Origin of the sequence: Streptococcus oralis subsp. oralis, assembly GCF_002096595.1 — a bacterium.
In the GTDB taxonomy this organism is placed as follows: Bacteria; Bacillota; Bacilli; order Lactobacillales; family Streptococcaceae; genus Streptococcus; species Streptococcus oralis_D.
This window is the reverse complement of the sequence record NZ_NCUR01000002.1, coordinates 1-1,744: the sequence shown is the minus strand read 5'-3', so window position 1 is coordinate 1,744 and position 1,744 is coordinate 1. Positions and strand designations below refer to the sequence as shown.

1 pseudogene is annotated in these 1,744 nt (G+C 45.9%); it reads left to right on the top strand.

The window, feature by feature from the left end:
* Positions 1-1,744, top strand: a pseudogene (locus B7714_RS00010) (YSIRK signal domain/LPXTG anchor domain surface protein); the annotation flags it as partial.

Below are 1,744 nucleotides of genomic sequence, written 5' to 3'. Positions count from 1 at the left end.
CAAAGAGAAATCTATTCCAGGTCAAGGAACCTACACGATTGCACCAGACGGAACTGTAACCTTCACTCCAGACAAGCAGTTTGTTGGAAACCCAGATCCAGTTACAGTGAAACGTGTGGATAAGAATGGCACTCCAGTTGCTGCGACTTATACCCCAACAGTGACTAAGGTAACCCCAACCAGCACTAACGCAACCAGCACAGGTCCTCAGGGTGTTCCACAAACAGGAACTCCAAGTTTCCAAGGTGGTGATCCACTGGTTCCAATCGATGAAACAGTCGAGCCAACCTTCGCAGATGGAAGCAAAGAGAAATCTATTCCAGGTCAAGGAACTTACACGATTGCGCCAGATGGTACAGTGACCTTCACTCCAGACAAGCAGTTTGTCGGAAACCCAGATCCAGTCACAGTGAAACGTGTAGACAAGAACGGAACAGAAGTTACTGCGACTTACAGTCCAGAGTTCACTAAGGTAACACCAACTGGTTCAGGTGATAAGACAGAGGGTCTGCAAGGTCAGGTCCAAGAAGGTAAAGTGACCTTCACTCCAGGCCATGACTCTGTTCCATTCCCAGCCGATTTGACTCCACTATTTGACAATGGTACAACTGTGAAAGAAGTGCCAAATGTTGGTAAGTTTGAAGTGGATGCAGAAGGAAAGGTAACCTTCATTCCAGATAAACAGTTCAAGGGTGAAACACCAGAGCTTGAATTGACTCGTGTGGATGCTAACGGAACTCCAGTTACCGTTAAGTACCAAGCGGTGGTGAAAGAAGTTGTTCCTACAGGTACTAACGCAACCAGCACAGGTCCTCAAGGTGTTCCACAAACCGGCACCCCAACCTTCCAAGGTGGTGACCCACTGGTTCCAATCGATGAAACAGTAGAGCCAACTTTTGAAGATGGCAGCAAAGAGAAATCTATTCCAGGTCAAGGAACTTACACTATTGCGCCAGATGGTACAGTGACCTTCACTCCAGACAAGAAGTTCGTTGGTAAGCCAGATCCAGTTACAGTGAAACGTGTGGATAAGAATGGTACCCCAGTCACTGCGACTTACAGTCCAGAGTTTACGAAAGTAACACCAACTGGTAAAGATACTTCTTCAGTTAACATTAAGGGGCTTGTTCAAACAGGAACCCCAACCTTCCAAGGTGGCGATCCACTGGTTCCAATTGATGAAACAGTTGAACCAACCTTCGAAGATGGCAGCAAAGAGAAATCTATTCCAGGTCAAGGAACTTACACGATTGCGCCAGACGGAACTGTAACTTTCACTCCAGATAAACAGTTTGTTGGAAACCCAGATCCAGTCACAGTGAAACGTGTAGATAAGAACGGCACCCCAGTTACTGCAAGCTATCGTCCAACAGTTGTAGATTCATCTATTGGTCATGACACGGCTTCTACAGGAGCAAAAGGCCAACCACAAGTAGCAACCCCAACGTTTGAAGGACATATCGATAGTACAGTTCCACCAACATTTGAGGATGGTAGTACGACCACGGTTGTTCCGGGTGAAGGAAGCTATACAATTGATAAAGATGGTAAGATTACCTTTACTCCAGAACCAGACTTTGTTGGTAGAGCTAAAGGATTGGTTGTGAAACGTTTGGATGTGTATGGAAATGTAGTTACTGCTCACTACTCACCAACTGTCCTTGGACAAACACAAGTGAGTGATGCGACATCAGAAGGTCTTAAAGGTCAAACTCAGACTGGTAAACCAAACTTTACAGGTGAT